At 39.9% G+C, this 25766-nt stretch carries 17 protein-coding genes, 2 tRNA genes, 7 pseudogenes and 2 riboswitches; of the genes and pseudogenes, 21 read left to right on the top strand and 5 right to left on the bottom strand.

Translation table 11 applies throughout. The annotated features are described in order from the left end of the window. Window positions 1-22 precede the first annotated feature (22 nt). Entirely contained in the window at window positions 23-352 is a 330-nt protein-coding gene (locus LEUFL_RS0106315; protein WP_010008254.1) for a VOC family protein, read from the bottom strand. Between the two features lie 94 nt (window positions 353-446). Here LEUFL_RS0106315 and LEUFL_RS0106310 point away from each other — a divergent pair, with 94 nt between their 5' ends. The 3 genes from LEUFL_RS0106310 (at window position 447) to LEUFL_RS0106300 (ending at window position 4541) form a co-directional block, all read left to right on the top strand. Next, window positions 447-2000 carry an ABC-F family ATP-binding cassette domain-containing protein gene (locus tag LEUFL_RS0106310; RefSeq protein ID WP_010008253.1) on the top strand — a complete coding sequence of 518 codons (1554 nt, stop codon included), beginning with the start codon at window positions 447-449 and terminating at the stop codon, window positions 1998-2000. Window positions 2001-2067: 67 nt separating this feature from the next. Continuing rightward, window positions 2068-2236, top strand: a riboswitch (Lysine riboswitch). A gap of 70 nt (window positions 2237-2306) precedes the next feature. Next, on the top strand, window positions 2307-3419 hold the full coding sequence (gene alr / locus LEUFL_RS0106305) for an alanine racemase (RefSeq protein WP_010008251.1): 1113 nt from the start codon (window positions 2307-2309) through the stop codon (window positions 3417-3419). 21 nt (window positions 3420-3440) lie between these two features. Beyond that, entirely contained in the window at window positions 3441-4541 is a 1101-nt protein-coding gene (locus LEUFL_RS0106300) for an aspartate-semialdehyde dehydrogenase (RefSeq protein ID WP_010008250.1), read from the top strand. Window positions 4542-4602: 61 nt separating this feature from the next. Here the strand turns inward: LEUFL_RS0106300 and LEUFL_RS0106295 are convergent, their stop codons facing one another. Then, entirely contained in the window at window positions 4603-4830 is a 228-nt protein-coding gene (locus LEUFL_RS0106295) for a CsbD family protein (RefSeq protein ID WP_010008249.1), read from the bottom strand. 175 nt (window positions 4831-5005) lie between these two features. Continuing rightward, window positions 5006-5108, top strand: a riboswitch (THF riboswitch). Window positions 5109-5144: 36 nt separating this feature from the next. On the opposite strand from LEUFL_RS0106295, the gene LEUFL_RS13420 reads away from it, so the two are divergent. Next, window positions 5145-5438 (top strand): ECF transporter S component family protein, encoded by a 294-nt coding sequence (locus LEUFL_RS13420; protein WP_308736781.1) that lies wholly within the window; start codon window positions 5145-5147, stop codon window positions 5436-5438. Continuing rightward, entirely contained in the window at window positions 5435-5821 is a 387-nt protein-coding gene (locus LEUFL_RS13415; RefSeq protein WP_308736782.1) for an ECF transporter S component family protein, read from the top strand. Before LEUFL_RS13420 ends, LEUFL_RS13415 begins: the two co-directional genes overlap by 4 nt. Here the strand turns inward: LEUFL_RS13415 and LEUFL_RS11830 are convergent. Continuing rightward, window positions 5738-6423, bottom strand: a pseudogene (locus LEUFL_RS11830) (DUF6198 family protein). The gene LEUFL_RS13415 and the pseudogene LEUFL_RS11830 overlap by 84 nt on opposite strands. A 262-nt stretch (window positions 6424-6685) precedes the next feature. Here LEUFL_RS11830 and adhE point away from each other — a divergent pair. The 6 genes and pseudogenes from adhE to rpiA all read left to right on the top strand — a co-directional run bounded on the left by adhE (window position 6686) and on the right by rpiA (window position 15502). Then, window positions 6686-9388: a bifunctional acetaldehyde-CoA/alcohol dehydrogenase gene (adhE, locus tag LEUFL_RS0106280; protein ID WP_010008243.1), complete on the top strand. Its 2703-nt coding sequence runs from the start codon at window positions 6686-6688 to the stop codon at window positions 9386-9388. Between the two features lie 325 nt (window positions 9389-9713). After that, entirely contained in the window at window positions 9714-11024 is a 1311-nt protein-coding gene (gene serS / locus LEUFL_RS0106275) for a serine--tRNA ligase (protein WP_010008241.1), read from the top strand. Between the two features lie 125 nt (window positions 11025-11149). Further along, window positions 11150-12099, top strand: a pseudogene (locus LEUFL_RS11825) (aldo/keto reductase). A gap of 96 nt (window positions 12100-12195) precedes the next feature. Continuing rightward, window positions 12196-13749 carry a YhgE/Pip domain-containing protein gene (locus LEUFL_RS0106265; protein WP_010008237.1) on the top strand — a complete coding sequence of 518 codons (1554 nt, stop codon included), beginning with the start codon at window positions 12196-12198 and terminating at the stop codon, window positions 13747-13749. A gap of 124 nt (window positions 13750-13873) precedes the next feature. Continuing rightward, window positions 13874-14809 carry a ribokinase gene (rbsK, locus tag LEUFL_RS0106260; RefSeq protein ID WP_010008236.1) on the top strand — a complete coding sequence of 312 codons (936 nt, stop codon included), beginning with the start codon at window positions 13874-13876 and terminating at the stop codon, window positions 14807-14809. Further along, window positions 14802-15502: pseudogene (rpiA, locus tag LEUFL_RS11820) on the top strand (ribose-5-phosphate isomerase RpiA). Before rbsK ends, rpiA begins: the two are co-directional and overlap by 8 nt. 91 nt (window positions 15503-15593) lie before the next feature. Here the strand turns inward: rpiA and LEUFL_RS0106250 are convergent. Continuing rightward, window positions 15594-15665 (bottom strand) — tRNA-Asn (locus tag LEUFL_RS0106250). 5 nt (window positions 15666-15670) lie between these two features. Further along, a tRNA-Lys gene (locus tag LEUFL_RS0106245) sits at window positions 15671-15743 on the bottom strand. 539 nt (window positions 15744-16282) lie between these two features. Between LEUFL_RS0106245 and LEUFL_RS11815 the strand changes: the two are divergent. The 10 genes and pseudogenes from LEUFL_RS11815 (at window position 16283) to LEUFL_RS0106195 (ending at window position 25732) form a co-directional block, all read left to right on the top strand. Further along, window positions 16283-17558 (top strand): annotated as a pseudogene (locus LEUFL_RS11815) (uracil-xanthine permease family protein). A gap of 234 nt (window positions 17559-17792) precedes the next feature. After that, on the top strand, window positions 17793-18515 hold the full coding sequence (gene atpB / locus LEUFL_RS0106235) for a F0F1 ATP synthase subunit A (protein ID WP_010008231.1): 723 nt from the start codon (window positions 17793-17795) through the stop codon (window positions 18513-18515). A gap of 130 nt (window positions 18516-18645) precedes the next feature. Continuing rightward, window positions 18646-18868, top strand: a pseudogene (atpE, locus tag LEUFL_RS11810) (F0F1 ATP synthase subunit C). A 22-nt stretch (window positions 18869-18890) separates the two neighbouring features. Further along, a complete protein-coding gene (gene atpF / locus LEUFL_RS0106225; protein WP_010008229.1) occupies window positions 18891-19397 on the top strand; it encodes a F0F1 ATP synthase subunit B in 507 nt (168 codons plus the stop codon). A gap of 11 nt (window positions 19398-19408) precedes the next feature. Then, window positions 19409-19881: pseudogene (gene atpH / locus LEUFL_RS11805) on the top strand (ATP synthase F1 subunit delta); the annotation flags it as partial. 81 nt (window positions 19882-19962) lie between these two features. After that, window positions 19963-21486 (top strand): F0F1 ATP synthase subunit alpha, encoded by a 1524-nt coding sequence (gene atpA / locus LEUFL_RS0106215; RefSeq protein ID WP_010008225.1) that lies wholly within the window; start codon window positions 19963-19965, stop codon window positions 21484-21486. Window positions 21487-21500: 14 nt separating this feature from the next. Then, window positions 21501-22409, top strand: a complete 909-nt coding sequence (locus tag LEUFL_RS0106210; RefSeq protein WP_010008224.1) for a F0F1 ATP synthase subunit gamma — start codon at window positions 21501-21503, stop codon at window positions 22407-22409. Between the two features lie 99 nt (window positions 22410-22508). Next, window positions 22509-23909: a F0F1 ATP synthase subunit beta gene (gene atpD / locus LEUFL_RS0106205; RefSeq protein WP_010008223.1), complete on the top strand. Its 1401-nt coding sequence runs from the start codon at window positions 22509-22511 to the stop codon at window positions 23907-23909. Between the two features lie 14 nt (window positions 23910-23923). Next, window positions 23924-24363 (top strand): annotated as a pseudogene (locus tag LEUFL_RS11800) (F0F1 ATP synthase subunit epsilon). Window positions 24364-24685: 322 nt separating this feature from the next. Next, window positions 24686-25732, top strand: a complete 1047-nt coding sequence (locus tag LEUFL_RS0106195; RefSeq protein WP_010008220.1) for a phosphate/phosphite/phosphonate ABC transporter substrate-binding protein — start codon at window positions 24686-24688, stop codon at window positions 25730-25732. The last annotated feature ends 34 nt before the right edge of the window (window positions 25733-25766 follow it).

Raw genomic sequence — 25766 nt, 5'->3', positions numbered from 1 at the left:
GGAGCAGTTAATCTGCTCCTTTTTATTGATTGGCTTCAATTGTGATTAAATTATGTTCTGAATCGTAGATTTGAAAGGCGATTTTGTGGTTGAAACGTGTATCGCTATGCACGATTTGAATAAAGTTATTACGCAAGTGCGCTTTGAGAACATCTTGATGATCGCGGACAAGTAATTCAATATCAGCAGTGGGTTCTCCAACAACAAATTGAATATCTTGGCCATCAATTGTTAAATGGCGTTGTGATTCATGTCCGGACTGCGGTAAATCAAAGACATCTCGCCAAAAGCGATAGGCGCGATCAATATTACGAGCTGGAATTGTTTTGAGATTTAATTTACGTGGTTTCATAATATATTTATTGTAGCATGAAGCCATGTCATGTTATCTGAAATTTCATGAAAAACATTACGGTATCAGCTGGAAAATAGGGTACAATGGGAACATGGCATTATTAGAAGTAAGTGGCCTATCAATGGCCTACGCAGAAAAAACATTATATGAAGACGCTGAATTTACCCTTAATCTCAATGAACATATGGGCATTGTTGGGCAAAATGGCGCTGGTAAATCAACACTTATCAAGATCTTGACAGGCCAAGAATTACCTTTATCAGGTAAAATAACATGGCAAAAAGGCTTGAAAATTGGTTATTTAGATCAATATGCTGAAATTCCAGAAGAAATGCAACTCGTTGACTTTTTACACACTGCTTATCAAGATTTGTACGATAAGCAAGCACGTATGAATGAGTTATATGCAACTTATGGTAACACTTTTGACGATAAGCTTTTAGAACGCGCAGCACGAATGCAGGAAGAATTGGATGCAGCAGATTTCTACGAACTTGATACGCAAATAGAACGTGTTATTACGGGATTGGGATTAGAAGCCATTGGTCGTGACCGTGTCTTGGCAGAGATGTCTGGTGGGCAGCGTGCTAAAGTTATTTTGGCAAAGTTACTCTTGGAAAACGATGATGTGATCATTTTAGATGAACCAACCAACTATTTAGATGTTTCTCATATTGAATGGTTACAGGATTTCTTGCAATCATTTGAAGGTGCAGCAATGATTATTTCGCACGATTTCGATTTTCTAGACAAGGTCACTAACGCAATTATTGACGTTGCCTTTGGTAAAATCAATAAATATCGTGGTAGTTTTCAAAAGGCGATGCGCCAAAAGGCAGAACGTACGGAACAACAGTTGCGTTCTTATGAAAAACAGCAAGCTGAAATCGATAAAGCCCAAAAGTTTATCGCGAAGAACAAAGCGAGAGCAAGTACTTCAAAGCAAGCGCGTTCGCGTGAAAAGATGTTGGCGCGAATGGATAAAATTGATCCACCATCTGAAAATTTGAAGGCTTCATTTAATTTTCCTTATGTGGAAAGTCAGTCTGCCAATGCTTTGACAGTAACTGATCTATCGGTTGGATACGTCACACCAGTTCTTGAACCCGTAACGTTTAGTATTACAACGCATCAAAAAATTGCCTTTAAAGGTTTTAATGGTGCGGGTAAATCAACGTTGATCAAGTCAATTTTGGGTGTTATTCCTAGTCTTGGTGGTGAAGCACAATTTTCACCATCAGCTAAGATTAATTACTTTGATCAAGATTTGGAATGGGATAATGATCAAAAGACACCACTACAAGAAATGCAAGATCGCTTTCCGACGATGGAGCCTAAGGCGTTGCGTACGCGTTTAGCTGCTGCTGGTATTAACGCAGAAAATGCGATGAAGCCGATGCAACAACTATCCGGTGGTGAGCAGACCAAGGTTAAGCTTGCCATTATGGAAATGGTTCCCAGCAACTTCATGATTTTGGATGAGCCAACGAATCATTTGGATGAACAAACTAAACAAGCTTTGAAACAAGCTTTGCGCAAATTCCCAGGTAATCTGATCGTTGTCAGTCACGAATCATCATTTACGGCAGGATTAGTTGATAAAGAATTAAACGTTGCTGCATTAAGTTATAAGCAAGAAGATTAAGAAAATTCATATATTTTGGTCATCGTGTTTGACATCTAAATCTAATTAAAATATAATAAAAACAGATTAAAATCATAGAGGTTGCTACTGACATGAGTATCCTGTGGAATGTTTACAGACATGGTGAAACAGGGATAAAGGGGATGTAGCCGAAACACCGATACTGTAGGATCGAGTTGTTGGGCTGTTAGTGAATAACTAGCAGACTGTCGCGTTAGCGGGGTGCTATGACAGTTCGATGATGATGTAGAATCCATAACTGCCAAGAGCCGTTATGGTTTTTTATAAAAATTTTGAGGAGTAATAATGGTTGAAGCAATCACACGCCCGACACGCATCGAAATTTCTAAAAGTGCTATCCAGCACAATATTGAAGTTGTCAAACAAACAGCGGGCGCTACAAAGTTATTTTTAGCGGTGAAATCAAATGGTTATGGCTTAGGATTAGTACCAGTTAGCCAAGCAGCTGTTGCTGGCGGGGCTTATGGCTTAGCCGTAGCCTTGATGGATGAAGCCTTGGCATTACGCGATGCCAGAATTACTGCGCCAATTATAATTCTAGGCATTTCGCCAGCAGAACAAGCTGAGCTTATGGCGGTTCAAAATATTATCACAACAGTTGTCTCACTTGATTGGTTAAAATCCGCAGCGCAGAATTTGAGTGGTGAACAACGTTTAGCGGTATCAATTGGGGTCGACACGGGTATGGGGCGCATTGGTTTTCGAGATCGTGATGCGCTTGCTGAGACGATAGATTATTTGCAGCAACATCAAGATAAATTCGAATATACTGGTTTGTTTACACATTTTTCAGAATCCGATTCTAGTGAAGTTGCGTATTTTCATAAGCAATTAGAACGTTGGCATGCCTTAACGGACGGATTACCAGCCCCTAAATTTTATCATGTGGCTAATTCCGGTGCGGCAATGTATCATGCTGACGAAGTACCACATGATGTTGTGCGCGTTGGTACGGTCGTTTATGGCATGGAACCATCACGTGGCGAACTCAATGATGGCAAGGATTTACAACCTGTGATGACATTGCGTAGCGAAATTAATTTTATGAAGCAATTACCAGCAGGAGAGGGTATCAGTTATTCTCATAAATATACAACCACCGATGATGAGTGGATTGGCACTGTACCCATTGGTTACGGCGATGGTTGGTTACGAAAGATGATGGGATTTAATGTCATTGTCGATGGCCAGTATGTGCCGATTGTTGGACAAGTCGCGATGGATCAACTCATGATTCGTTTACCAAGAGAATATCCACTCGGGACGACAGTAACGTTTATTGGCCGTGATGGTGCATTAGAAAATACGCTTGAAGACGTGGCGACGCATGCTGATTTAGCACCTTGGGAAATTGTGACCGGCTTCCAAGAACGTTTACATCGTATATTAGTAGATTAAAGATAATAGAGGAGAAAAATCATGGCAGAAGTAGGATACAATGTAGCGATTTTGGGTGCAACCGGTGCTGTAGGCACACGATTAATCCAACAATTAGAACAATCCAATGTACCGGTAAAATCAATTAAATTGTTAGCCTCAACGCGCTCGGCTGGGAAAACTTTACAGTTTAAGCAAAAAGATATTGTCGTAGAAGCAACAACACCAGAGAGTTTTGATGGTATTGATCTGGTTTTGGCTTCAGGTGGTGGATCGGTGTCGAAAAAATTTGCACCGGAAGCTGTGAAGCGCGGTGCTGTGGTGGTTGATAACTCTAGTTTTTGGCGGATGAATGATCAGGTACCATTGGTGGTTCCTGAGGTAAATGAGGATGCTTTGTATCAACATCATGGTATTATTGCTAATCCAAATTGTTCAACAATTCAAATGGTGGTTGCTTTGGCACCAATCAAGCAACAATTTGGCTTGAAGCGCGTGATTGTTTCTACTTATCAGGCCGCTTCTGGTGCGGGTCAAACTGCTTGGCAGGAGTTAATGACGCAATCGCAAGCTTATATTAACGGCGAAGAAATGACGGCTGATATTTTGCCTGTCAAAGGGGATAAGCAACATTATCCATTAGCATTTAATCTATTACCACAGATTGATGTATTCGAAGATTATGGCTACACGCATGAAGAGTGGAAAATGATTCATGAAACCAAGAAGATTATGTTTGGTGATAAAAATACCAAGGCAATTAAAGTGACGGCCACGGCTGTACGTGTCCCTGTTCCAATTGGACACGGTGAAACAGTCTACTTTGAAACAGAGAGTGGGACGCAAGCCACGGCCGCTGGAATACAAAAGGCTTTGGCAACAGCAGATGGTGTTGTTTTGCAAGATGATCCGGCACACCAAGTTTATCCACAACCGATTAATGCGGAAGGTAAGCGCGAAACCTTTGTGGGACGCGTACGACCAGATGTTGAAAATGATGATAGCTTCCATATGTGGGTTGTATCAGACAATCTATTAAAGGGAGCAGCTTGGAATACTGTTCAGATTGCCGAAAGACTCGTGGCACTGAATCTTGTACGTGTACCAAAAGATGCATCAGCACTATTTCCAACCGAAGCATAATATAAAAAAGCCTGTCCTTCAATCGAAGAACAGGCTTTTTTCTTATTTTTATTAATGACGATTACTTGTCAGACTTGTGTTTTGCGTCTTCCATTTTTTCTTTCGCATCGTCAACGAAGTCCTTAGCTGCATCTTTAGCATCACTGAGTTTATCTTTGGCCTTACCTAAGAAGCCTTGTGCCTTACCTTCGACTTCACGCGCTTTGTCGTCAGTAATCTTACCTTCGACTTCCTTAGCAGTACCACTTACTTTATCTTTAGTGCTGTCAATCTTATCATCTAATGGCATTGATATATCCTCCTAGCTAAATTTTACTACACCCTAATTGTAGCAAAGCGAATGGTAAAACACTTATAATATGCTCAAAATGGATATTTTCAATAGAATCCTTAAATTCTCATTGATTATTCATTTAAAGTACGGATTTTCGTGTTAAAATAGACTTGTCGGGAGACAAAAATAAACAGGGGTAGACTTTGATGCGTTAAGTGTGATGGAAACGGAATGTGGGCCATCGACGAAGTGAAGCAGTTGCTTTACGCGATATCATTGTCACATTCACCAATAAATAGGTGAACCACTCCAAATGGAGGTTCAGATTTATGAATAGAAGTACGTTGTTTCGGTCGTTTTCGCTGCCTAAATTAGGGACACAGCAGCTGGTTGTGCTTGCCTTGTTGATGGCATTAGATATGGTATTAGGGCGCTTAAGTGTCGGTACTAATATGCTTAGAATTAGCTTCGGGTTTGTTGCGATATCTTTGATTGCGAAGTTGTACGGCCCATTATGGACGATGTTAGTTGCAGCGGTTTTGGATATCGTTGGTGCAACGATTATTAGTCCTAATGGTAATTTCTTTTTGGTTTCACCTTATCTGCTATTGTGGCGGGTTTGATTTATGGCACAGCATACTATGGTTATGAACATACACGGTTATTGCGAGTTGTCATTGCCGTCATCTTGGTCTCAATCATTATTAACTTAATTTCAAATACATTGTGGTTGCAAATGATGTATCATCCAATATCGAATTGGCAAACATTTTATGCTTTTATTACACCACGTTTGATTAAGCAAATTATTTTCGTGCCAATACAGATTTTGATTACTTATATTTTCTTAAATAATGCAATTATTAAGCATTTAATCACTGAATTATTTAACAAAAAAGCTAAACATTGTTTAGCTTTTTTATTAGGCTTCTTTTTTATAAACATCACCATGGACAAGGCGTTTGAAGAGATGACGATCAGTCCAAGCGATATTATGACCTTGTAATAGAAATGAAAAAACAGTGCCCACGCCTAGTGCAACAAGTTGATGACTAAACAGAAAGGCGATGAGGGATAATGTAATCGCAATAACGAAGTTGCTCATTTGTGCTTTAGATGCATTACCAAAAAATAATTGAATCGTAGGATATTGGTCAAATCATCTAAAGGATGCATAATCCAGTTAGCACGTTGGTAAATGGAGATGGCGACACCAATCAAGAAAACAGCAAAAATATCTATAGGTAAGCGTAGTGTCCAGGAAATATTTTGAATACCATACGCAATAAATAGCTTTGAGAAGACGCCGACAAGCCAGCTAAAAGAAAGACCAAAGATGATATTGCCAAAGAATCGTGGCCAATCAATTTTGCGTAAAAGTATCATATTAATCAAAGCAATACTAACAGCAATAATGGCCAAAAAAACACTAATTGGCCACTGCGTTGCGTTGGATAAGTTAGCACCAGCTGCTGTCCATGGGGCCGAACCCATAGCAGTTGCGACACTAAGACCGTTCCCAAAGGCATTAATGACTAATGAAATAACAAAGAAAAATAGTTTCTGTTTTAACGTGAGTTCAAAATATTGTCCGTCTACAATATACATAATTTTATTGTCCTTTCGAGACATTATTTTATTTGGTTACAATAGGAAAATTATAGCAAATTTTTGCACTGAACAAATACAAAAGATAAATCTATTTATTTTGTGACTTTATTTACAAACTGTAAATAGCATTATAGCAACGTTGAAAGCGCATGCAGATTAAGGCGTTCACAGATTTTTTGATTAAAAAGTTGCTTTTTTAAAAAAGCTGATATATACTTATATTGTTAAGAAATGAGCAATATAAAAAGGAGTACAAATTATGGTACAAACAACAGCAAAGAAGCCAGTAAAAAAGGTTTTAACTCCAGAAGAAAAAGCAGAATTAACCCAACAAGCAGAGACGATGATCGCCGGATTGATTGAAAAATCACAAAGGGCTTTGACTGAGTTTTCAACTTTCTCACAGGAAAAGGTTGATGAAATTGTCGCAGCTATGGCGTTAGCCGGTTCTGAAAATTCATTACGATTAGCTCATGCAGCCCATGATGAAACAGGTCGAGGCGTTGTTGAAGATAAAGATACTAAGAATCGTTTTGCATCGGAATCTGTTTATAACGCGATTAAATTTGATAAGACCGTTGGTGTTATTAATGAAGATAAAATCCAAGGAAAGGTTGAATTGGCAGCGCCGCTAGGTATTCTAGCTGGAATCGTGCCAACGACCAACCCAACTTCTACAGCTATTTTCAAGTCAATGCTAACAGCGAAGACACGTAATACGATTATCTTTGCTTTCCATCCCCAAGCTCAGAAGTCGTCAGTACTTGCAGCTAAGGTGGTTTACGAAGCTGCTGTTGCAGCCGGAGCACCTAAGAACTTTATTCAGTGGATTGAGAAGCCATCACTTTATGCCACATCAGCATTAATTCAAAACCCACACATTGCCTCAATTTTGGCAACCGGTGGTCCTTCAATGGTTAATGCAGCTTTGAAGTCAGGTAATCCATCAATGGGTGTTGGTGCCGGTAACGGTGCTGTATATATTGACGGGACGGTTGATGTTGACCGAGCAGTTGAAGATTTGCTATTATCAAAGCGTTTCGATAATGGTATGATTTGTGCCACTGAAAACTCAGCAGTTATTCAAGCTCCCGTTTACGATGCCGTGTTAGCACAGTTACAAGCACAAGGTGCTTATGTTGTCCCTAAGAAGGACTACGATAAGATTGCCAGCTTTGTCTTTAAGGCAAATGCTGAGGGCTATGGTGTAGCCGGACCAGTTGCCGGTATGAGTGGTCGTTGGATTGCTGAGCAAGCTGGTGTAAAGATGCCAGATGACGCTGATGTCTTGTTATTTGAATTAGACCAAAAGAATATCGGTGAAGCACTTTCATCTGAAAAGTTGAGCCCATTATTGTCAATCTATAAAGTGAATACTCGTCAAGAAGCCATCGAAACTGTTCAAAAGTTATTGAATTATCAAGGTGCTGGTCATAACGCAGCCATCCAAATTGGTGCGCAAGATGATCCGTTTGTTAAGGAATATGCTGATGCTATCGGTGCTTCACGTATCCTAGTTAATCAACCTGATTCAATTGGTGGTGTCGGTGATATCTATACAGATGCAATGCGACCATCATTAACACTAGGAACTGGTTCATGGGGGAAGAATTCATTGTCACATAACTTGTCAACTTATGATTTGCTAAATATTAAGACTGTTGCACGCCGTCGTAATCGACCACAATGGGTACGTTTGCCTAAGGAAGTTTATTACGAATCCAACGCTTTGACTTATCTACAAGATTTGCCAGGCGTTCAACGCGCATTCATTGTTGCTGATCCTGGTATGGTACAGTTTGGATTTGTTGACCGTGTATTAGGCCAACTAGAATTGCGTCAAGATCAAGTCCAGACATCAATTTATGGTTCTGTTAAGCCAGATCCAACATTGTCACAAGCTATTGATATTGCACGTCAAATGGCTGAATTTAAGCCAGATACAGTGATCCTATTGGGCGGTGGTTCTGCTCTTGATGCTGGTAAAATTGCGCGATTCATGTATGAATACTCATCACGTCATGAGGGTATCCTTGAAGATACAGCAGCACTTAAAGAATTGTTTATGGAACTCCAACAGAAGTTTATGGATATCCGTAAGCGTATTGTGAAGTTCTATCATGCACGCTTGACGCAGATGGTAGCTATTCCAACGACATCAGGTACTGGTTCAGAAGTCACACCATTTGCCGTCATTACAGACGATGATACGCATGTTAAGTATCCATTAGCAGATTATGAATTAACACCTGAAGTTGCAATTGTTGATCCTGAGTTTGTTATGACAGTACCAAAGCGAACAGTGGCTTTGTCAGGATTAGATGCTTTGTCACACGCCTTTGAAAGTTATGTTTCTGTCATGGCTTCTGAATTCACACGGCCATGGGCACTTCAAGCGATTAAGTTAATCTTTGAGAACTTAACAGCGTCTTACCAGTATGATCCTAAGAATCCGACAAAAGAAGGACAGTATTCACGTACAAAGATGCACTATGCTTCAACGTTAGCTGGTATGTCATTTGCCAACTCATTCTTGGGTATTAATCACTCTCTTGCCCACAAGACAGGTGGCGAATTTGGTTTGCCACACGGTTTGGCTATCTCAATCGCTATGCAACATGTGATTCGTTTCAACGCGGTTACTGGTAACGTTAAGCGCACACCATACCCACGTTATGAAACCTACACAGCACAAAAGGACTATGCTGATATTGCGCGTCACATTGGTTTGAGTGGTAAGGACGATGCAGCGTTGGTTGATGCTTTGATTAAGAAGATTCAAGAATTAGTAAAGAGTGTTGAAGTGGATACTACCTTATCAGGAAACGGTGTATCTAAGGCTGACTTAGAAAAGTCATTGGATAAGTTGACAGATCTAGTCTACAATGACCAGTGCACACCTGGTAATCCACGCCAACCAAGCCTATCAGAAATCCGTCAATTATTACTTGATCAGTTCTAATGTTGATTGAATTGGCATCATAACCACATCTATTTTTTGGCCATACCTTGCGGAGTAGCTTAAAATAAGCTAGAATGAATTTACAGTTTGCCATAAGTAGATCCGCTTCAGAAAGTTATTGGTTGATGAGAAATAACACGATCGAAACTCCAGCAATTATCGTTTAGTGGGTAATGCCACTCGGTTACCACCGTTATTTGGTTGAATGAAGTGTCGTATATTGTGAATGTGATATACGAAAGTTGGGTGGTACCACGGAAGCGCGCTTTCGTCCCTTTGGGATGTGAGCGCGCTTTTCATTTTGAGATAAAAGGGAGCAAAATCAATGTTAGATATCAAATATTTACGCAAATCAACACAAGAAGCGAAGCAGCGTTTAGTAGATCGTGGTGTTGCACCAGAAAAATTAGATGAATTGCTGGCGGTTGATCAACAACGTCGTGATACGATTCAAAAAGTTGAATCACTGAAGTCACAGCGCAATGATGTAACTGAAAAAATTGCCTTTGCTAAGCGTCATAAAGAGGATGCAAGTGAAGCTATTGCGCAAATGCAAGAAGTTGGCGCTGAAATTAAAACATTGGACGCGCAACAAGCGCAATTGGATGAACAGGTACAATCATTGGCAGCTCATTTGCCTAATTTGGCGCATGAGGACGTACCGGTTGGGCCAGACGAAGCAGCTAACGTTGAGCAAAGAAAGTGGGAACCAGCGGTTTATGGTCATCGGCCACAAGCATTAGCACCAACACCAGAATGGGTTAAGGCGCATTATGATATTGGTGAAAGACTGGGTATTTTAGACTTTGAACGTGGTGCTAAAGTTTCAGGTGCGCGTTTCTTGTATTACGTTGGCGATGGTGCGCGTTTGGAACGCGCTGTGTATAACTTTATGTTGGATGAACATCGTAAAGAAGGTTATACGGAAATGATTACGCCGATTGTTGTGAATGATTCAGCGATGTTTGGTACGGGACAATACCCTAAGTTTCAAGAAGATGCGTATCGAGTAGCTGGTTTAGATCAAACATATATTCCAACAGCTGAAGTGCCACTGACGAATTACTATTCAGGTGAAACTTTGCCTGCTGAAGATTTGCCAATTAAATTTACAGCCTTGTCACCATCGTTTAGAAAAGAAGCGGGTGCTGCCGGAAAAGACACGCGTGGCTTGATTCGTTTGCATCAATTTAATAAAGTTGAAATGGTTAAATTTACAAAGCCAGAGCAGTCATATGATGAATTAGAGAAAATGACTGCCAATGCGGAAAATATTCTGCAAAAACTTGGTTTGCCTTACCATGTGATTGCTTTGTCAACGGGAGATATGGGCTTTAGTGCAGCCAAGACTTATGATGTAGAAGTTTGGATGCCACAACAGCAAGTTTATCGTGAAATTTCTTCGGTCTCTAATACCGAAGATTTCCAAGCGCGACGCATGCATATTACTTATCGTGATGAACAGGGTAAGTTACAACTTGTTCATACACTCAATGGTTCAGGTTTAGCAGTTGGACGTACAATTGCGGCCATTCTAGAGAATTATCAAAATGAGGATGGTACAGTGACGATTCCAGAAGTATTGCAGCCATACATGGGTGGACAAGAGTATTTACAAGCTACACGCCATATTTAAAAGTACGATCAATGAGTTGTCATTTTGACAGCTCATTTTTTAGTTTGTTCAGCAGTCATATTTTAACTACTCTGACATTGATGTGTGTATACTGTAGGCGAAAGCACGTGAACAGGGAGAAAATTATGCAAAAAATTCAAATTGGACAAACGGATATTCAAGCGAGCAAGGTTGCATTAGGTGTTATGCGGATTAACGATAAATCTGCATCTGAAGCCCAGAAGATTGTTCAGACAGCTTATGGTAATGGCATTAATTTTTTGATACAGCTGATATTTATGGTGCAGGGCGCAGCTCTAAAATATTTGGTGATGCATTAAAGACAACCGGTATTGCCCGTCACGACATTTATATTCAATCTAAGTCTGGTGTTATTTTGGCTGATGGTCAAATTGATGGTGATGGTTTAAAGGGACCACGCTATGATTTTAGTAAGCGACATCTGATAGCGACAGTGGACACAGAATTACGTCGGCTACAAACAGATTATTTAGATACCTTTTTGTTACATCGTCCAGATGCATTAATGGTCTTAGATGATGTTGCCGAGGCTTTCCAACAGTTGGAACAATCTGGCAAGGTGCGCTATTTTGGCGTGTCGAATATGCATCCGGGTCAAGTGACGCTGTTACAAAGTGCCTTATCGCAAAAACTACAAATTAATCAGTTACAATTTGGATTGAAACATACCAATATGATTGATAATGAGTTGCATGTTAACGTTGATAGTACACATACTCTTGGGGATAATAGCGATATCTTATCCTACTCGCGTCTCAATAAAATGACGATTCAAGCTTGGTCACCATTGCAATATGGCTATTTTGGTGGTGTTTTTGTCGATAACGAACAATTTCCTGAATTGAATGCAACGTTGCAAGCATTAGCCATTAAATACGATGTGACAAAAAGTAGCATCGCCGTCGCTTGGATTTTACATCATCCTGCAAAAATTCAAGTCACTATTGGCACAATGAATGTTGAGCGTATTGTACAGATGACAGACTTAGATTATGACTTAACAAATCAAGAATGGTATGACTTATACGTTGCTGCTGGTCATGATTTACCCTAATAATCTGGAAAATCCTAAGATTTTATAAAGTTCTTCACAACGCAATGAATTTGCAGGTAACATAATAAGTATTGTTATCATGAGGAGAATGAAAAAATGTTAGGTTGGAAAACCGTTTTAGACAATAGGCGAGCAGTCTATGGCTGGCTTTTAGCACTTATTGTACCTACTTTATTAGTTGGCGGTTGGCTTGGGGTGACCAGCCACGTGGCACAACATACTAATCGTTTAAAAGTGGCTGTTGTTAACCAGGATTCGGGCGCTAAGTATCAAGGTAAAAATCAAAATATTGGTGCGCAATTAAGCCAGGGGCTCATGGCTCAAAAGCAACTTGATTTTGTATCTGTCAATACGGTGAAGCAAGCGCGCCAGAAGCTCGAGCAAAAACAAGTATCGGCTGTTTTGGTTTGGCCAGAGAATACAACACAGCGATTATCTGAATTTAAGCACTCTGGAAAGCCTATCGTTGTTCAACAATATATTGATTCTGGTCGTAACGCCTTTGCGACAGAACAGATCCAGCGTCGGTTGACTAATATTGTCACTGGATTAAGTGAGCAGTTGCTGATGGGAAATACTGGTGCTAGTACTTTAGAAAATCTTGTCAAACAAAGTGGACAACTACAGGATGAAGCTAACGACTTACAGACTAATTTACGTGCAGTTGGGCGTAATTTAGACACAGATAAGGCAGCAGATTTGCAAAAAGATGCAACAGATACAGCCAATGACTTGGCACAATATTCTTCAGCATTAAATGCAGCCGTTGCTAGTGATGATAAAGAAAAAATGTCGGAATTGGCTACTAAAATCAATACATTATCTTATAAAATGCAAACTGATATTGTTAGTTCAATAGCGGGTATTGCCACGAGCCTGGATGATACGAAGATGCTAAGCAGTCAAGATAGCGTTATCCAAGCGGGTGCTAAAACAATTGCTGATGGTCAAAATGGTATTCAAAAATCATTAAAAACAATGTTGGGGCAACAGGCAGATAATCAAGATGCTAATGGAACAAATCAGATGATTGCCATGCATACAGTGGATCAGCGGCCGATTAAGCAGTCCGGACAAGTGACTTTGCCAACGATTACAGCAATTGCTTTAACAATACAAGCTATTTTATTTGGTATTATCTTGAAAGTATCACATGTTAAAGCCGAGACATTAGCGCTTGAGCAATGGTGGCAGACTTTCCGTGTTGTTGGTCTCTTATCGATTATAAGCGCTGTGGTTATGGGTGCTTTACCGTTATTGTGGCACATTTCACTTGAGAATATCTGGTTGCTGATGGGCATTAATGTAATTGGTTTGTGGTTGTTGACCAGTATTGTTTGGTTATTTAAGCATTATTTAGGACAAATTGGTTGGTGGTTGGCAACGGTATTGCTGACTATTCAGACTTTTATGGCAACTGATTTATATCATTTGGCCATTTTAGATAAGCCGTTTCAATTGCTTCATCAATTATTACCCTTACATCAAATTCAGTCTGCTATTCAGTCTGCTGTATTTGGTGGTGAGGTGACCAACGATATATTGATTGTGATTATCTGGTTTTTAGTCCTAACGATGTTAATTGTCATCAGTTATCGTGTGCACCAACGTGCGGTTTGGAACAAAACCCTTGCTACGGATGCCTCATAAATAGTTTGAAAGCCGGCACCACCGGCTTTTTTAATGTCGTAATGTGAAAGCGTTTACACATCGGTGTTGAAATGCTAATATGAAATTGTAATGGTTTACTCGATTAAAGAAACTGGAGGCGTATATGCGTAATGTAGTTGTGATTGGGAGTTTAAATATTGACATCGTTCAAAAGGTGCCACGCTTGCCACGACAAGGTGAGACGCTGGGTGTCACCGACCAGTCGAGTAACTTTGGTGGAAAAGGTGCTAACCAAGCCATTGCGGCACAACGTCAAGGTAGCCAAGTGGCGATGATTGGTGCGATCGGGGATGATGATCGTGGTTTGGCTTTTCGTCAATTGATGACAGATGAAAAAATGGATGATCGTTATATTACGACAAAAGCACCACATACAGGGTCGGCAACAATTATGTTGGAACCTGATGGTCATAATACAATATTGGTACATGGTGGCGCGAACATGAGTTTGACGCGTGAAGATGTCAGACGGGCTGAATCAGTCATTGCTGAAGCCGATGTGGTTGTCGCGCAGTTGGAGGTTCCTCGTGAAGCGATTGAAGAGGGGTTTAAAATTGCCAAACAGCACGGCGTAACAACTATTTTGAATCCAGCACCTGTCACGCATTATATTGAACAAGCAATTATTGATCACACAGACCTTGTGGTGCCAAACGAAACAGAAGCGGCTGCATTGGCGGGTGTTCCTGCAACAACAGATCGAAAAGAATTAGAACAGGTTATTGATATCTTACATGACAAAGGATTTAAAGATATTGTTGTGACTTTGGGTGCTGATGGTGTTTATTACGATGTGAAGCAACAGCAGGGTATTGTCCCTATTATTCCTGCCAAAGTTGTTGATACGACGGCTGCGGGTGATACCTTTATTGGTTCTTTAGCTGCGAACTGGTCGAGTGATTTGTCAATCGAAGCGTTATTGACACGCGCAACCGCTGCATCATCTATTGTTGTAGCAAGGCCGGGGGCTATTGCAGCGATTCCTTTGAAGCGAGAAGTTGATGCATTGTTAGTGGAACGAGGTCTTGCTGATGAGTAAAAACGACATTAAGCAACAAATTGGTAATTATGCAGCAAAGTTAGTGCAAAATCATACCACGGTAGGGCTTGGTACTGGCACGACAGTATCTTATTTCTTAGTTGCCTTAGCACAAAGGATTAAAAAGAACATTTGGATATTGTTGGCGTAACAACTTCTGAAAAGACAACGTTGAGTGCCAAAGAACTTGGTATCCGAATTGTTGATATTGATGACACAGATGGTATTGATTTAACGATTGATGGCGCGGACGAAGTGGATACTTATCTTAATGGCATTAAAGGCGGTGGGGCAGCATTACTAATGGAAAAAATTGTTGCCAAAAATTCAAAGGAAAATGTCTGGATTGTTGATGAAAGTAAGGTTCACAATATTTTAGGTAGTTTCCCGCTTCCGGTTGAAGTTGTACCATTTGGCAGTGGGCGTTTATATCGTGAATTTGCATTGAAAGGGTTGAATCCACGTTATCGTGTCGATAATTTAGGCAGACGTATTGTAACAGATGCACAGCACTATATTATTGATTTGGTACTGGATGTAATCAATAACCCATATGAGTTAGCGCAATATTTAGAAAGTAGGGTTGGTGTTGTTGAGCACGGCTTGTTCTTGGGTATTGCTAATCGTGTTATTGTAGGGAATGACGATGGTATTGAAGTTTTGGAGCGTCGTACAGCTAATCAAAAATTATAAATGTTGCTAGATAAAAAACACCCGCCATTTTATGAGATGGTGGGTGTTTTTAATGATAGAAAAACGAGTAGCAAAAGCTACTCGTTTGGAACTGCTCCACCTGGATTCGAACCAGGGACCTGCGCATTAACAGTGCGTTATTCTACCGCTGAACTATGGAGCAAAAAGTGGACAGTCAGGGGCTCGAACCCTGGACCCACGGATTAAGAGTCCGTTGCTCTACCAACTGAGCTAACTGTCCATGTCTTTAACAACAGATAATAATATAACATGATTTTTTGATGATGCAATACTTTTTAAGATTAAAATACAATGTTTTCGATTAGATACTTAAAAAGTACTTTTAGTAGTATTGAAAGCGCTAACATTGTGTGCTATAATTAAGTTAACAAATAAGAGGAGGCTATAGATGACGCAAAGACAACTTGAACAAAACGCTTCAATTGAGATGTTTAATAGCCGGTGGTCGAATCAATAAGCGAAATGATAGCATGTATAGTCAATGATACGTGAACACTAATTCGTGAATGAAAGCGCTGATTGATAGACAATCTGGTAGGGGAATGAATTACCGATAACACACGCTAGATAACATTTGAATGGCGTATTTAAGTAACACGTTTGCAGCGTGTTTCACATGAGAATAATGGAAAAGCACAATGATGGTAAGCATGGTTGTGCTTTTTTATTATTCTGATTTTTATAAAAAATAATATTATAGATGCTAATTGTTTTATTTTTGCTTATAATGGTAAGCAGTATGAATTTAGGAGATATGTCATGAGACAAAAGGCTAGTAATGCAATCTATGATGTGCAAGAACGACCACCGTTTTGGACGTGGTTTGGTCTATCATTACAACATTTATTTAGCATGTTTGGTGCAACGGTATTGGTACCCTTGCTTGTGGGGTTGAATCCAGGTGTTGCGCTGTTTACATCTGGTGTAGGGACATTACTTCACTTGTTAATCACCCGTGGCCGAATTCCGGCTTATATGGGATCGAGTTTTGCATTTATCATTCCAATGGCTTCACTGATGAAGACGATTGGCTATCCGGCAGTGGCCCAGGGGATTATATCTGTTGGTGTCGTGTATTTGCTAGTTGCTTTACTTGTGACAGTAACTGGAACGAAGTGGATTAATCAGATTTTCCCACCGGAAGTTGTTGGTCCTATTATCATGGTAATTGGTTTGAGCTTGGCAGGATCAGCTGCGAGCTCAGCCACGATGTTGAATAACCATTATGATATTCGTGTTTTTTGGTAGCGTTGGTGACCTTACTAGCGACAATTGGCTTTAATATGTTCTTGAGTGGCTTTTGGGGATTAATGCCAGTATTGCTTGGTATTATTTTTGGGTATATTGTCGCCTTGATTGTCGGTCTTGTTGATTTACAGCCAGTTATTAATGCGCAATGGTTTGCGTTACCGAATTTTGAAAGCTTTATGGATAAGGATGGTTTCAAATTTTATCCGGCAGCTGTTTTGAGTATGGCACCACTTGCTTTGGTTACATTATCAGAACACTTAGGTCACTTAATGGTCTTAAATAAAATTACTGGACATGATTTTTTGAAAATCCGGGATTGAAGCGGACATTGACAGGAGATGGGACAGCTTCTGTTGTTGCTGGTTTAATTGGTGGTCCTGCTGTGACATCATATGGTGAAAATATTGGCGTTATGCAATTGAGTCGTGTTTACTCTGTTTGGGTGATTGGTGGTGCTGCCTTTTTCGCCGTTATTTTTGGTTTTGTTGGTAAACTTTCTGCATTAATCTCAACGATTCCTGGTGCAGTCACTGGTGGTGTTGGCTTTATGTTGTATGGTGTCATTGCAGCAGCAGGATTACAGGTTATTGTTGATAATAAAGTTGATTATAGTCGTAAACGTAATTTAATGATTGCAGCACCTATACTGGTTGTTGGTATTGGTAACTTTCATTTGCAACTTGGTTCACAAATGGACTTTTCTGGTGTCGCAATTGCAACTGTTCTTGGGATTATCTTGAATATTTGCTTACCACGTGTTGCAGCATCTGAAAAAGAAGATTAAAAAAGTGACACACGTTAGTGTGTTGCTTTTTTATATACGCTAAAGGGTATGGCAAATATAAAAGAGATAATGAAAACGTTATCATTAATAGTGGCTTTGGTAAAGATATAAGGGTTTGTGAAAAATGTGGTTTTTATGTTGTTTTTTAATTCAAAAGAGTATTATAAATTTATGTATTTATGACGAATAGCCGATTTCGACCATTTCGCCAAATAGCAAGAAAGGAGAAAGCGCATGGATGAACCTACGGCAACGTTTGAGTTTATTGGGCTAACATTTGATTGGACCACCATTCTTTCAACGTTGCTGGCGAGTGCAATTGTTGTTTTAGTCGCTTGGTTGCTGACACGTCACTTGAGTGTTAGACCAGGTAAAAAGCAAAATGCAATTGAATATTTGTTGGATTTCACTAACAATATTGTTGGTGGCCAATTAAGCAAGTCGCAGGCAAGAACTTTTGGTTTGTACGCGTTTACGTTGTTTTTCTTCATAATCGTGGCAAACGAAATGGGCTTATTGTTGCAGATTAAATTTGGTGATGTAACTTATATTAAATCACCAACTGCAGATCCTGTGGTAACAATGACCTTAGCCATTATGTCATTAATGGTGGCTCATGGAACTGGTGTTAAGGAACTTGGTTTTGGTGGATATATTAAAAATATGTTATTCAAGCCATATGCCTGGATGTTGCCTTTGAATATCATTGAGCAACTGGCCAATTTCTTAACGTTGTCATTGCGATTGTTTGGAAATATTTTCGCTGGTGAAATGTTGCTAACATTGGTGGCTAACAGCCTAGCTTGGCCAGGTCACTTTAATGGTTTTTGGTCAGTAGTAGCTTTGCCAATTGAAATGATTTGGCAAGGATTTTCACTCTTTATTGGTGCCATTCAGGCATATGTCTTTGTCATATTGACAGGCGTATTCATCGCCCAGTTGAGTGGGGACGAATAAGTAATGAAGTGTGATAGTGGAAAAATAGTGAGACTATTGCCCACAATAATTAGTAAGTATAATTTTTTGAATAGTACACTGATATTTGATGAATCAATTCAGTGTGCTAGAGGATAAAGGAGATAATCTCATGGAGCACTTAGGTGTTATTGCTGCCGGACTTGCTGCCGGCGCAGCTGCCATTGGTGGTGGTATTGGTAACGGTGTTTTAATTTCACAGTTTTTTGGCCGGTATGAGCCGTCAACCTGAATTAGAAGGTCGTTTGTTGTCGCGTATGTTCTTGGGTGTTGCGTTGGTCGAAGTTATGCCAATTTTGTCAATCGTTTTCGCCTTCATGTTGATGAACAGATAATTAAGATTAGCGGAGGAGAATCATGTTGGAGACAACAATTTTAGCGAGCGTGCCGTTAGGCTCAATGCTCTTTGTCTTGATTGCATTCCTCTTACTGATGTGGGTCTTATCTAAGGTAGCTTACGGGCCACTGATGAACATTCTTGATCAACGTGCGGACAAAATTAGTTCTGATTTAGATGGTGCAGAAACTGCACGTCAACAAGCAGAAGAATTAGCGTCAAAACGTCAAGGTGAATTGGCAAATGCGCGCAACGAAGCAACAAAAGTGGTTGCTGATGCAAAAGCAAGTGCACAAAAGCAAAGCGATGTCTTAGTTAGTCAAGCTAGTGATCGTGCACAAGCAATTAACAGCCAAGCTGAAGTTGAGGCACAAAAACTCAAGGATGATGCGATTTCTAGCGCAAAGAATGACGTCGCAGCATTATCTGTTGCAATTGCGTCAAAGTTAATGCAAAAAGAATTATCGTTAAATGATCAACAAGCATTAATTGATGCCTATATTTCGGACTTGGAAAAGTCTGAATAAGGAGTATTGGGATGGCAAAGAATAATAAAGACATTGCTGACCAATATGCTAAAGCAATTTTTGAATTAGCAAGCGAACAAGATAATGTCGAAACAATTAAAGTAAGTTTGCAAACGATTCAAACTGTTTTGCAGGATAATCAAACGTTGGTAAAGATTTTAACATCTACTCAGGTAACTGACGATATTAAGCAATCTTTGTTGGCTACATTAACTGATTTTGCACCAGAAAGTGTGAAGAATTTAATTCAGCTATTGGCTTATAATGAGCGATTAAATATTTTACATTTAGTTATAGAACAGTTTATGCATGCTTATAACAGAATGCATGGTATCGTTGATGTTGAAGCGACAACTAGTGTCCCTCTTAATGAGGAACGACTACAGCGTTTGGCAAAAGTCTTTGCACAAAAACAGGGGCAAAGAAAGTTAATGTTTCAAACACTATAGATGAGAGCATCTTAGGTGGTGTTATCTTACAATCAGAGTCTACCTTGATTGATGGTAGCTTGAAAACAAAAATCGCCAAGTTTAAGGCACAATTATTAGGTTAGTGAGGATGAAAAATGGCTATTCAAGCTGAAGAAATTTCTGCTTTAATTAAGCAACAGCTCGAAAAGTTCGACACAACGCTAACTGTAGAAGAGGTGGGAACTGTCACTTATGTAGGTGATGGTGTGGCCCGTGCAACCGGTTTGGCAAATGCTATGGCTGGCGAATTGGTAGAATTTACCAACGGCACATATGGAATGGCTCAAAACCTTGAATCTAACGATGTCGGTATTATTATTTTAGGTAAGTATGACGACATTCGTGAAGGTGATACGGTTAAGCGTACCGGACGTATTATGGAAGTGCCGGTTGGCGAACAACTAATTGGTCGCGTTGTGAATGCTTTGGGACAACCAATCGATGGATTGGGTGAAATCAAGACAGATAAGACACGACCTGTTGAAGTAAAAGCACCTGGGGTTATGCAACGTAAGTCAGTTTCTGAACCGTTGCAAACAGGTATTAAAGCAATTGATGCCCTTGTACCAATTGGTCGAGGACAGCGTGAATTAATTATTGGTGACCGTAAAACTGGTAAAACAAGTTTGGCCATTGATACAATTTTGAACCAAAAAGACCAAAATATGATTGTTATTTATGTTGCAATCGGTCAAAAAGATTCAACAGTACGTACACAAGTTGAAACATTACGTCAAATGGGTGCGTTGGATTATACTATCGTTGTGAATGCTGGTCCTTCTGAACCAGCACCAATGCTTTACCTTGCACCCTATGTTGGTGCAGCAATGGGTGAAGAATTCATGTACAATGGCAAGCACGTTTTGATCGTGTATGATGATTTGTCAAAGCAAGCAACGGCTTACCGTGAGCTGTCTTTGATCCTTCGTCGTCCGCCTGGACGTGAAGCTTATCCTGGTGATGTCTTCTACTTACACTCACGTTTGTTAGAGCGTGCAGCTAAGTTGTCTGACGAACTAGGTGGTGGCTCAATGACTGCTTTGCCATTTATTGAGACACAAGCTGGTGATGTTTCAGCATATATCCCAACCAATGTTATTTCAATTACCGATGGTCAGATTTTCTTGGATGCTGATCAATTCTACGCTGGTGTGCGTCCTGCTATTGATGCTGGAACTTCTGTTTCACGTGTTGGTGGTGATGCTCAGATTAAGGCGATGAAGAAGGTTGCTGGAACTCTACGTTTGGATTTGGCTTCATACCGTGAATTGGAAAGCTTCGCGCAATTTGGTTCCGATTTGGATGCTGCGACACAAGCTAAGTTAGCACGTGGACGCCGTACTGTTGAAATCTTGAAGCAACCATTGAACAAGCCAATGCCTGTTCAACAACAAGTACTTGTATTGTACGCATTGACGCATGGTTATATTGATGATGTAGCAGTTGAAGATATCCAGCGTTTCCAAGATGAACTCATTGCTTATGTTGATGCGAACGCTGCTGACTTATATAAGACAATTGTTGAGACCAAGAGTTTGCCAGAAGAAGCAGATATGAATCAAGCAATTGAGTCATTTAAAGCAACTTTTGCATCTTCTGTCTCAGATGAACAAGAATAAGAGGGGGCGCTGATATGGCTTCTTTGCAAGATATTCAGCGTCGAATTGCTTCAACTAAAAAAACTCGCCAAATTACAAGTGCCATGCAGATGGTTTCGACTGCTAAGTTGAGTCAAATTCAACGTTTTGGTAGTGGTTATTCAGCTTATGCGGCTCGTTTGGAATCAATTGTGGAACATCTTGTATCAGCACATCTATTTGATAATGCTGATGCCGCACATATTCCTTTGATTAACCAACGGCCAATTAAGAAGACTGGCATTTTGGTAGTAACATCAGATCGTGGTTTAGTTGGTTCTTATAACGCCAATATCATTAAACAGACTAACGCTTTAATGGAACGCCTTGGTTTGACACAAGATAACACTGCTATTTTGGCAATTGGTGGCAATGGTGCCGACTTTTATAAGAAGTTGGGATTTGACATTGTCCTTGAACATCGCGGTGTAAGCGATGTGCCAAGTTATAACGAAATTCGTGATGTTGTAAATACAGTGACAAGTCTATATGATTCTGAGGTGTTTGATGCACTTCACGTCGTTTATAATCACTTTGTCAACAGATTAACTAGCGAATTTCGTGATGTTCAGTTATTACCATTGACTGCAGATACGTTACATGCAATGGGTGGTACTAATGAGGATAAAGCAGAGCTAGATGTTCAAAGTGTTTATGACATCGAACCAGATGCCACAGCAGTTTTGAATGTTGTGCTACCACAATTTGCACAGAGTTTAGTGTATGAAGCAGTTCTTGATGCGAAGACGGCTGAACATGCAGCTTCATCAACAGCGATGAAAGCTGCAACGGATAACGCTAAGGATCTTATTGGTCGCTTAGAGTTACAATTTAACCGTGCACGTCAAGCTGAAATTACAACAGAAATTACAGAAATTACAGGTGGTATGGCAGCATTAGGATAGTCTTATTGACGATTCTTTTGTTTGTTTAACAACTGTAAGACAATTAGTGTGATAAAAAATAAGTATCAGTCACACGTTAAAATTGGAAAGGAAACGACAATGAGTACTGGAAAAGTCGTACAAGTGATTGGTCCGGTCGTCGATGTTGCGTTTGAACAAGGGCAAACAGTTCCTGATATCAATAACGCATTAGTTATTGATAAAGGTGATAATACAACATTGACAGTTGAAGTCTCATTGGCTTTAGGTGACGGTATTGTCCGTACGATTGCCATGGATTCAACAGATGGCCTACAACGTGGTATGGCAGCAACAGATACTGGAGAAGCAATTTCAGTACCTGTTGGTGAAGCAACCTTGGGTCGTGTCTTCAATGTGTTAGGGAATCCTGTGGATAATGCCGGCGATATTGATGCTGGTGTAAAGCGCAACCCCATTCATCGTGAGGCACCACAATATGATGAACTAACAACTTCTACCGAAATTTTGGAAACAGGCATCAAGGTGATTGATTTGCTTGCACCATATGTTCGTGGTGGAAAGATTGGTTTGTTTGGTGGTGCTGGTGTTGGTAAAACTGTTTTGATTCAAGAATTGATTCATAACATCGCACAAGGCCATAACGGTATTTCTGTCTTTACGGGTGTCGGAGAACGTACACGTGAAGGTAACGATATGTACCATGAAATGAAAGAGTCAGGTGTTTTGGCTCAAACTGCCATGGTTTATGGACAAATGAACGAACCACCAGGTGCCCGTATGCGTGTTGCTTTGACTGGTTTGACAATGGCTGAAAACTTCCGTGACAATGAAGGAAAGGACGTGTTGTTGTTTATCGATAACATTTTCCGTTTCACACAAGCTGGTTCAGAAGTATCAGCTTTGCTTGGACGTATTCCTTCAGCCGTTGGATATCAACCAACGTTAGCAACTGAAATGGGTCAGTTACAAGAGCGTATTACTTCAACTAAGAAGGGTTCTGTTACATCAATTCAGGCTGTTTATGTGCCTGCCGATGATTATACTGATCCAGCGCCTGCAACAACTTTCGCCCATTTGGATGCGACAACTAACTTGGAACGTGCCTTGACACAACAAGGTATTTATCCTGCCGTTGATCCTTTGGCTTCAACTTCATCAGCTTTGGACCCACAAATTGTTGGTCAAGAGCACTATGAAGTTGCAACTGAAGTACAACGTACATTGCAACGCTACCGCGAATTGCAAGACATCATCTCTATCTTGGGTATGGACGAATTATCTGATGAAGAGAAAACAACAGTTAACCGTGCACGTCGTATTCAATTCTTCTTGTCACAACCATTCTCTGTTGCGGAGACATTTACTGGCATTAAGGGTGAATATGTACCGGTTTCTGAAACTGTTCGTTCATTTAAGGAAATCTTGGATGGTAAGTACGATAACTTACCTGAAGATGCATTCCGTAACGTTGGTGCGATTGAGCAAGCTGTAGAAAAAGCCCAAACAATGGCCCAATAAGGGGGTATTGAATAATGGCTGATGAGACAACAACTCAAGGTATTCAAGTCCAGATTGTGACACCCGAAGGTGATGTTTACAATGAGCAAAGTATTGAAATTGCTACTGTGAACACTAAAGGTGGTCAATTTGGATTAATGCGGCATCACGAACCAGTATTAGCAGCGTTAGATATCAATGAATTATTGGTAAAAAAGACGGTAAAACGGTTTCTTTAGCTGTTAATGGTGGATTTGCAGAGTTTTCAAATAACGTATTAACGGTTGTTGCAGATAGTGCGGAAACATCAGATAAAATTGATGTTAATCGTGCTCAAAGCGCAAGAGATCGTGCGGAAACGCGTATTCAACATGCACAAGAAGTGCATAACGAGGACGAATTAAAGCGTGCTCGCGTGGCTTTGATGCGTGCTGTTAATCGTATTCATGTTGCTGCTGCAAAGCAAGGTAAATAGATTATTTCTATAAAAAGCTGAATGGTAGCATTCGGCTTTTTTTGTTACACCGATAAAAAGAAAACGCTTTTAAAATTAACGTTCGGAATAAAGGACATATCAGGATATAATGTTCGTTATGTACCGGACGTTTCATTTCAAAATGAGTACATTCTAATCATAAAAGGAACTTAATGGCCTAATTTTCTGTTATATTAATAAGCGGGATAAATATACAATGACTTTTAAAAGTAAATAGTGCAGCGATAGCATTTGCTTATCATGCCGTGAGTTATATTTGTTACAGAAAAATTGTCATTAGGCAAATGGGGAGAAGAGTGTCATGAGCAAGAATGCAAAAACATTAGCGGGTATTGTTATCGTCATTATTGTTGCAATTGCGGCGTATTTTGGCTTTACACATACAGGATCAAAGGCAGCATCAGATAAGACTATCAAAGATTTGAAGGTTTACTTTGTTCCGTCAACGCAGCCTGATAAAATCGTAACGATGACAGCGCCAATGAAGACGTTGTTAAAGGACGAATTGAAAAAAGAAGGGTATGACGTTAAGAAAGTTGATATCAAAGTTGGTACGAGCTATGAAGCTGCCGGTGAAGCTTTGTCATCAGGAACAGCTGATATTGGCTTCATTCCGGGTGGTACGTATGTGATGTATCAAGATGGTGCTAAAGTTTTGTTGACAGCAACACGTGCGGCATTGAATAAAGACTCTTCAGATGCTGCGAAATGGAATGACGGTAAGGCAACAGAATTAACTAATGGTCAGTCATCAAAGTACCGTTCATTGTTTATTGCAGGTCCATCTGCTAAGGGACAAGCATTAGCTAAGAAAGTTAATGCTGGTGAAAAGTTGACATGGGAAGATTTGAACTCCGCTAAATGGGGCTTATCATCAACAACATCATCAGCTGGATACATCTATCCTTCATTATGGTTGAATAAAAATTACAATAAAACAGTTTCGAATTTGAAGAACACTGTCACACTTGATTCATATGGATCAGGGATGGCGCGTTTAGCCTCTGGACAAATTGATGTTATGCCAGCTTATGGTGATGCGCGTGTTAATTTTGCTAAAATGTGGACAACTGATTACAAACAACCAAAGTCAATTTGGGAAGAAACAAATGTTATTGGTGTATCACAAGAAATTTATAATGACACAATTTCTGTATCAAAGAAATCAAAGGTTATGACACCTGAATTTGAAAAGGCATTGTCAAAAGCATTTATTAATTTAGCTAAGACTAAAGAAGGTAAAAAGGTTATTGCAGTGTATTCACATGAGGGATATGAACCAGCGAAATCATCTAATTACGATGGTGAACGTGCGGCACAAAAGTTGCTGAAATCATCACAAAAATAATGTTGGGTGATGTATTAATCAATAGTATTTGTTG

The organism is Leuconostoc fallax KCTC 3537 (assembly GCF_000165675.1).
Lineage (GTDB): Bacteria > Bacillota > Bacilli > Lactobacillales > Lactobacillaceae > Leuconostoc_B > Leuconostoc_B fallax.
Note: the sequence above shows the minus strand (reverse complement) of the source record. Positions and strands in the feature narration are given on the sequence as shown.

Bases quoted from the DNA above. Each gene is read 5' to 3' on its own strand.
- LEUFL_RS0106315 (WP_010008254.1), bottom strand. From the start codon at position 352: ATGAAACCACGTAAATTAAATCTCAAAACAATTCCAGCTCGTAATATT.
- LEUFL_RS0106310 (WP_010008253.1), top strand. From the start codon at position 447: ATGGCATTATTAGAAGTAAGTGGCCTATCAATGGCCTACGCAGAAAAA.
- alr (WP_010008251.1), top strand. From the start codon at position 2,307: ATGGTTGAAGCAATCACACGCCCGACACGCATCGAAATTTCTAAAAGT.
- LEUFL_RS0106300 (WP_010008250.1), top strand. From the start codon at position 3,441: ATGGCAGAAGTAGGATACAATGTAGCGATTTTGGGTGCAACCGGTGCT.
- LEUFL_RS0106295 (WP_010008249.1), bottom strand. From the start codon at position 4,830: ATGCCATTAGATGATAAGATTGACAGCACTAAAGATAAAGTAAGTGGT.
- LEUFL_RS13420 (WP_308736781.1), top strand. From the start codon at position 5,145: ATGAATAGAAGTACGTTGTTTCGGTCGTTTTCGCTGCCTAAATTAGGG.
- adhE (WP_010008243.1), top strand. From the start codon at position 6,686: ATGGTACAAACAACAGCAAAGAAGCCAGTAAAAAAGGTTTTAACTCCA.
- serS (WP_010008241.1), top strand. From the start codon at position 9,714: ATGTTAGATATCAAATATTTACGCAAATCAACACAAGAAGCGAAGCAG.
- LEUFL_RS0106265 (WP_010008237.1), top strand. From the start codon at position 12,196: ATGTTAGGTTGGAAAACCGTTTTAGACAATAGGCGAGCAGTCTATGGC.
- rbsK (WP_010008236.1), top strand. From the start codon at position 13,874: ATGCGTAATGTAGTTGTGATTGGGAGTTTAAATATTGACATCGTTCAA.
- atpB (WP_010008231.1), top strand. From the start codon at position 17,793: ATGGATGAACCTACGGCAACGTTTGAGTTTATTGGGCTAACATTTGAT.
- atpF (WP_010008229.1), top strand. From the start codon at position 18,891: ATGTTGGAGACAACAATTTTAGCGAGCGTGCCGTTAGGCTCAATGCTC.
- atpA (WP_010008225.1), top strand. From the start codon at position 19,963: ATGGCTATTCAAGCTGAAGAAATTTCTGCTTTAATTAAGCAACAGCTC.
- LEUFL_RS0106210 (WP_010008224.1), top strand. From the start codon at position 21,501: ATGGCTTCTTTGCAAGATATTCAGCGTCGAATTGCTTCAACTAAAAAA.
- atpD (WP_010008223.1), top strand. From the start codon at position 22,509: ATGAGTACTGGAAAAGTCGTACAAGTGATTGGTCCGGTCGTCGATGTT.
- LEUFL_RS0106195 (WP_010008220.1), top strand. From the start codon at position 24,686: ATGAGCAAGAATGCAAAAACATTAGCGGGTATTGTTATCGTCATTATT.